At 24.7% G+C, this 6,612-nt stretch carries 6 protein-coding genes; all 6 read right to left on the bottom strand.

From position 1 onward, the window contains the following. Window positions 1–215: 215 nt before the first annotated feature. Complete coding sequence (gene cas2 / locus BMX03_RS06655) at window positions 216–506, bottom strand: CRISPR-associated endonuclease Cas2 (protein WP_075555282.1); 291 nt, start codon at window positions 504–506, stop codon at window positions 216–218. Between the two features lie 3 nt (window positions 507–509). After that, a complete protein-coding gene (gene cas1b, locus BMX03_RS06650) occupies window positions 510–1,508 on the bottom strand; it encodes a type I-B CRISPR-associated endonuclease Cas1b (protein WP_075555493.1) in 999 nt (332 codons plus the stop codon). A 29-nt stretch (window positions 1,509–1,537) separates the two neighbouring features. After that, window positions 1,538–2,029, bottom strand: coding sequence for a CRISPR-associated protein Cas4 (locus tag BMX03_RS06645; protein ID WP_075555281.1), 492 nt, complete (start codon window positions 2,027–2,029; stop codon window positions 1,538–1,540). 19 nt (window positions 2,030–2,048) lie between these two features. Further along, window positions 2,049–4,718 (bottom strand): CRISPR-associated helicase/endonuclease Cas3, encoded by a 2,670-nt coding sequence (locus tag BMX03_RS06640; RefSeq protein ID WP_075555280.1) that lies wholly within the window; start codon window positions 4,716–4,718, stop codon window positions 2,049–2,051. A gap of 67 nt (window positions 4,719–4,785) precedes the next feature. Further along, a complete protein-coding gene (cas5b, locus tag BMX03_RS06635; RefSeq protein WP_091694499.1) occupies window positions 4,786–5,604 on the bottom strand; it encodes a type I-B CRISPR-associated protein Cas5b in 819 nt (272 codons plus the stop codon). A 3-nt stretch (window positions 5,605–5,607) separates the two neighbouring features. Continuing rightward, window positions 5,608–6,597 carry a type I CRISPR-associated protein Cas7 gene (locus BMX03_RS06630; RefSeq protein WP_204920678.1) on the bottom strand — a complete coding sequence of 330 codons (990 nt, stop codon included), beginning with the start codon at window positions 6,595–6,597 and terminating at the stop codon, window positions 5,608–5,610. Window positions 6,598–6,612 lie beyond the last annotated feature (15 nt).

The raw sequence follows: 6,612 nt of genomic DNA, 5'->3' as shown, positions 1-6,612 counted from the left end.
ACCTATTCAAAAACAACTTTTGTTACTGTTAATCCCTCGTTTTTAAAGGCTTTATATTTTATAATATAGCTCAAAAACCTTGATATTTCAACATTCTAAGTAAAAATTACCAGGCATAATGCATTTATTTCTTTAATGAAAGAAATTTGCTATAACTCTTGTATTTATAAGGGTTTATATACATATACTTATTTTTATGCCTGGTAAAATTTAGTTTATAAAATCAAACTTTCTCCATTTTCTATATCTTTTTTACCTAAAATATCTTCACCAAATACATTATCATTCATTAATTTTATAATACAAACAAAATCTTCTTCATCTACTATAACTTTTTGTAGTTCCAATTTTAATTTCATTAATTTTGATGGTGTTATCTCTCCTCTAAATACCGAGTTTTGAAAATGTGATAAATATTTTTTACATATCTTAAATACCTTTTGCACTCGCTTTTCATTTACATCGTAAAATAAAAAAGCATAATTATAATTTATTTTTTTACTCATTCATCAATACCCTGCTTTCAATGAATATGGTATAAATTCTTTATCTTCTATAATAAATTTTATTAACTTATAACAATCTATCTTTATCATTGAATGATATGATGTCTTTTTCTTTAATTTGGGATGTTGCACTACCATTTCCATACGATTTTGAAAAGCTTTTAAAAATATGTTTCTACCTTCTTCATTTAATATGCAATAATTTACTTTTCTCTCAAAATGATTTTCTACTTTTATTTTTCTATTATTCACTAAATCAAAAATAGTTTTAAATACAATAACAGGTTTAAAAACTTCACTTACATCTAAACTTAAAGAAAATCTTCCTTCTGAAGGCTCATGCAAAAAACTTATTCGTTGATCTAAATGTGTTCTGTAAATAGCTGATATTGTCTTTGTATATAATAAAGTATTGCCAAAAGATATCAATGCATTTATAGGATTATCTGGTGGTCTTTTTACTCGTTTATTCATAATAAAATCTTCAGGTAAAAAATATTTAAATGTACTATAAAATCTAAGCCACAAATCGCCTTCAAATGCCATTAATTCTGGTATAGATTTTACTTCATTTACAGCTGAATAAAATTGTGTTTTTATCCAATCTAATACTTCTTTTACCTCTTTTTTATCATGCTTATAATAGTGATACAACACTTCATAAATATTAATACCAATTCCTTTTACAATTGCTCTTGCTACAGTCAAACGATCTGTTTTAAATTTATTAACTTGCTTCACTAACAATTTTCCGCTCATATATTTTTTTCTTGGATAAAAAGTCCCACTATAATTGCCATAATAATTAAAGAAATGAACTATTATATTTTTCTGTGCTAAAAAATCCAATAATTTACTATTGATACTCACTTCATTAAAACAGTATATTTCTTTAACATTCTCTACAGGAATATATACATGTTTTTTCTCATTTTTAAAACATAAAGAATTATCTTTTCGACTCAATTCACCTATAGATGCAATACACTTTGTACTACCCATAATATCACGTCTTTCTCCGAACAAAAATTTTAAATATAACAATACTCATAATAAGCACATTTTTTACAACTGCTTTTACCTAAAACTGGTGGTACTTTATCACATTTTAGTAATTCATCAATGGCTTTTACATGTTTTTTTAACATAATTTCTATCTCTGGAGTTAATTCTAAAATCATCGTCTTCTTAATAGTCTTTTTCTTTTCAATAAATTCTAATTTTCCTTTCCGCACAATTCCTTTATCTTTTAATATCTTCAAATACAATATTAATTGCCATTTACAAGCTTCAATATCTGCATCAGATTTTTTAACTTCTGTCAAATATTCTTTAGTTAATTTATCTAATTTAATATTATCTAAGGCTATTTCTGTATTTTCATTATCCGCTCGTTCTTCATGAAGAATTCTACCTATATTTACCGTTTCACTATTATCTTCTAAATTTATCCGATTTCCAAATAAATAACATTGTCTAGGACAATGAATATAATAATTTATCAAAGTTCCGTTCACATTCATCTTTGATACCTTCTTTATTTCAAATAAAATCTATACCTCCAACACCTTGTAACATCTCTCTATTAAATTTATCTTTTGTAAAATATTTATCACCATCTTCTATATAAATTATGTTGCCCATTTTATCATTATATTCTTTTAGCTCTAAGTTTGATTTATTAACTTGATATATAAAATAATTCATTTTACTTGTTATTATAGACATTTTTACTTTCCACTCTGCATAATCCATAGAACATTTCATTTTCCATAAATTTACATATTGCTTCCAAATCTCTTTACCATCTACCAAATCACCATTAATATCTATAATTTTTCTAGCTAAATAAACCTGTACTATATTTTTATCTTCATCAATCAATTTCATATGTTTATCTATATATTCATAGTTTAAATCAGCTATAGATCCTAAAAAATCTTTAATATAGGCTTTATTATTATTTTTAGTTACATCTAAAATTTTATTATAATAATCACCAAAATTTTTATTAATAAGAATTTCTCTCATATTTTCTTTTTCTAACGTAAATTCACTATCTACTCTAATATCATTTTTATAGATATCTTTAGCATTATCAATTTGGAAAAAATATGTTATTCCCTTTCTTTTGCATGAACGATTTATTCTACCTATAAATTGTTCTTCACTATCCAATTTAGATATATTTTTATAACCAATATCCATATCTATATCTACGCCAGCTTCAATAACTTGTGTTGCTATTAAAACTATAGTATCTTCTGTTTGCTTTATTTTATCCAAAATTCTTTTACGTTCAGCTAAACTATCATCTCCAGATAAATACTCAATTTTTATATTTTTTTCTCTAAAGTATTCATCTTCTACTAGATATAACCAAAAATCATTGGCTGTTCGTTTTTTTATAAATTCAATTAAAATCTTTTTATCTGTATCTAAATGCTCTTTTAAATGTTCCTTTAATTGATTAAATTTATCATCAACTTTAGTATCTAATAAATCATAATTCAACTGAACACGATTTTTGAAACAATCTGTTTTAAAAAATTTATTAGAATTCTTTAGTAAAAATATTGCCTTTGATTGACCTTGAGATAATCTATCTAAATTAGGCAATGTAGCTGACATAATAATAATTTTCATATTGAATAAATTAGACAATGATTTTAAAAAGTATATTATTTCTGTCCATATACTATTTTTATAACTTTGAATTTCATCTAATACTATTACACTATTTATTAACTGATAAAAACCGAATAAATTTTGTTGACTTTCTCCAAATATAGTATTAAATAAACTAACATGTGTTGATAAAATCATAGGATAATTCAAAAATTGCCTGTCTAACAAAGATTGCCTATAAACATTTTTTTCGTTATTCTCATCAGGTTCATCATTTTCAGATATTATATTTCCTTTACAATCTACATGTTTTAATTTTATTGGTGTTAATGAATTTATTACAGCTATTCTTGAGATAATATTCTCTTTCTTTCCAAAAATATTTTCTAATGTATCTAAATTTTGTTCTACTAAGGTATTAAAAGGATAAATCCAAAAAATCTTACATAAATCTTTATTTAAAGACATCAATTTAAAACTTAAATTCATTGCTGTATTACTTTTACCACTACCTGTTGGAGCCTCTAAATAAAACATATTTTCTTGATAATTATTTTTTATTTGTTCTTCAGCTTCACAAAAAATTTCACTACGTAATATATTTATATTTGTAGCTTTATTTAAATTCTCCGTAGACATAGGATAATTTTCATTTTGATATTTACGAATATTTTTCATTAAATCTGTATTTTCATAAACATTTATCCAATCTTGAATATTATTTAAATCATCAACTTCATTAAAAGAGCCACCATTCATAAATTCCGAAGTCGCATAATAATCACTTGCTACTAATAAAGAATATAACCATCTTATATAGATACAAATATATATCCCTTGTTTTTCACTACGCCTCTTATCATTTTTATTAATAAACTTTTTATCTTCAAATGATGCAATCAGATTATCTGTACTACCTTTCTTTAAAGATAAATCTTTCATATATATTTTACTTTTAGTTATAGCCTCTATTAATTTACTAATAGGTAACGCTTTAATTGCTTGTTCAGTATCAGGATTTGCCTTAAAATTAATCTTTCCAACAAATTTACCAATTTTATCTATATCACTATGATGTCTTTCTATAATATAAGCATGATACAATATAAATTCTTTAAGTAAATCTTTTATTTTTCTTCCTTTTACTTTATTTACTATTTTATTTCTAAAATAAGATAAATATATTATTGCTGAAATAAAAGAATGTTTTGTTTCTATAAAATTTTCATCTCTAATAATTTCTTTATTACCCATTTTTTCAATTTGAAAATTAGGATTTATTTTTCCCAAATCATGAAAAATAGGAATAGCCTCTATCATTTCTTTTAATATAATTTTAGCTTCTTCTATATCTTTTTTCTTTATCATTTTGTCTTGCCATAAAACACTACAAAATCTATCTAAAATATCATCACATTTTTTCGATTGCCAAAATTTATCAAAATATTTTTCTGTTCTTTTTGTATGTTCTAGCAAAGTTTCATATATTTGTTCTCCCTTTTCATCTTTTTCATTTTTAGATTTTTTATGTGCTTTATACTTATCTACATTATCTATTAACTCATTTAGAATTTTATAGTCCATCTAAATCACCTTCTAACTAACAAAATTTACAACACTTGTTTCTATTAATCAATTAAATATACTTAAATTAATAAAATATAATATATTTATCTTCTATTTCTTTTTTATTTTTGTCTTGTATATAATATACCCTTCTATCTTCCTCCAACTCTACTAAATTTCCAGTATAAATAAATCTTTCAAGTTCATAATTATTTGTTATCTTACTTATTTTATATGGCAAAGCTTCTTCATATTTAAAATTCCCCTTAGATGTAGGCTTTCCTTGAGATTTCCAGTCATTTAATTCCTCTTCTTCTAAATTTAATATATCTACATCACTATTAAAGACAAAACTATCTATTCTATACATTTCATCTTCTATAGTTTTTGCTTCTTCTACACCTAAATACTCAATATCTGCAAAATGATCATTTGTTCCTAAATATGGATAAAATTCACATTTATGATTTTGTATAGCCTCTTTGATTTTTTTAGCTTCCTCACAATCTAACAAAATACAAATTTCCCACTTAGGATTTTCAAGCCATTGTTCTTTTACTATCAAGTTTCCGCCCTGTTCTTCAGAAGCATAACCAACAGAATTATTAAAAGTCTGTATTTTTTTAGAAATAATACCTTTAGGATTTAAAGGCAAAATAGCAATCTTCAAATCTTTTAGTTTCTCATAAAATTCAGGATATGATGACTCTAATTTTCCTTTTTTCTTTTTATTAGACAAAATATCTTGCATTTGGCTATAACCTTTATATCCTAAGATAGCCCCTAAAATACCTAATAAAGCCACTCTATGAATATTGCCATAAGTGAAATAACAGTACGTATTCACTTCAGGCTTTTTAAAAAAAGCATTCTTTCCACTAAGTTTAAATTTTAAGATTTCCATTTATTACACCTCTTTAGAGGTTATAATATTAAAATGCTTAGCAGCTTTTATATCGTCATTTGTTAATTCTGTAGTATATGGATTGTAATAAATTTCTACAGATTTAATCTGCTGACTCATATCCTTTAATATATTTGCCAATTTCTTCAAATCTATGATATTTTTATCTTCACATTTAGCAAAAGTTACATATTCCGATAAATTAGGTAAATAAGCATCACTTTCCGTTTCTACAAATACAGCAAATTCATTTTCACAACCTACTTTAGAATTTGTTGCAAATGCCGTAGCAGATACCAGTGCTGTACGCTTAAAATTTTGATAATCTTCTTCTGTATAACCTTCTGTAACATCTAAATCTACTAATTCTTTATAAGCAAGTGGATTAATTACAAATGGATAAAAATAATGTGCTTCATTACTTGTTATTTTTGTACCCAATGTAGAATTTTGAGCATCTTTTACTTCAATATCATCTTCTGATAAATTATTTGCCTTAGCTTTAGCTTTTGCTTTTACTTCATTTTTCTCTTTTGCTTTTGCATCTTTAAATGGAGATAAAATATCTTGTTCTTCTGCATTAGTATCAATATATTTATTAAAGCCTTGACCAATTTGTACTGCACCAGTAATGGCAATATTACAGCCAGCTTCCGCAAAAGTTGCACCAAAATTCTTTATATCTACAGCAGCCATTAAATTAGTCAGAACTTTTTTTACATCCTTTAAATCTTCATCTTCAAAAACTTTTATATAACGTTCCTTCAATGTTCTTGGAATTAATTTTTCATTTAAAGATTTAATATAAATTACTTTTTTGCCTTCATTATCCCACATTTTTTTCATTGGATACTTTAATGCTTTATCACTGCCAAAAACGTTACCATCAGTTGTAGATTTTGGATAACCAGAAAAATCTGCATTCCAATTTCCCATAATTGAAGAAATACCTAAAATACCATATACTCGCTTGTTCATAGTTTTATTTTCCATTTTTATATCCTCCTA

The organism is Megamonas sp. Calf98-2 (assembly GCF_900110235.1).
Taxonomy (GTDB): domain Bacteria; phylum Bacillota; class Negativicutes; order Selenomonadales; family Selenomonadaceae; genus Megamonas; species Megamonas funiformis.
This window is presented reverse-complemented; position numbering and strand designations above follow the sequence as displayed.

Excerpts from the sequence above, each read along its gene's own strand:
- cas2 (WP_075555282.1), bottom strand. The coding sequence starts at position 506 with ATGAGTAAAAAAATAAATTATAATTATGCTTTTTTATTTTACGATGTA.
- cas1b (WP_075555493.1), bottom strand. The coding sequence starts at position 1,508 with ATGGGTAGTACAAAGTGTATTGCATCTATAGGTGAATTGAGTCGAAAA.
- BMX03_RS06645 (WP_075555281.1), bottom strand. The coding sequence starts at position 2,029 with ATGAATGTGAACGGAACTTTGATAAATTATTATATTCATTGTCCTAGA.
- BMX03_RS06640 (WP_075555280.1), bottom strand. The coding sequence starts at position 4,718 with ATGGACTATAAAATTCTAAATGAGTTAATAGATAATGTAGATAAGTAT.
- cas5b (WP_091694499.1), bottom strand. The coding sequence starts at position 5,604 with ATGGAAATCTTAAAATTTAAACTTAGTGGAAAGAATGCTTTTTTTAAA.
- BMX03_RS06630 (WP_204920678.1), bottom strand. The coding sequence starts at position 6,597 with ATGGAAAATAAAACTATGAACAAGCGAGTATATGGTATTTTAGGTATT.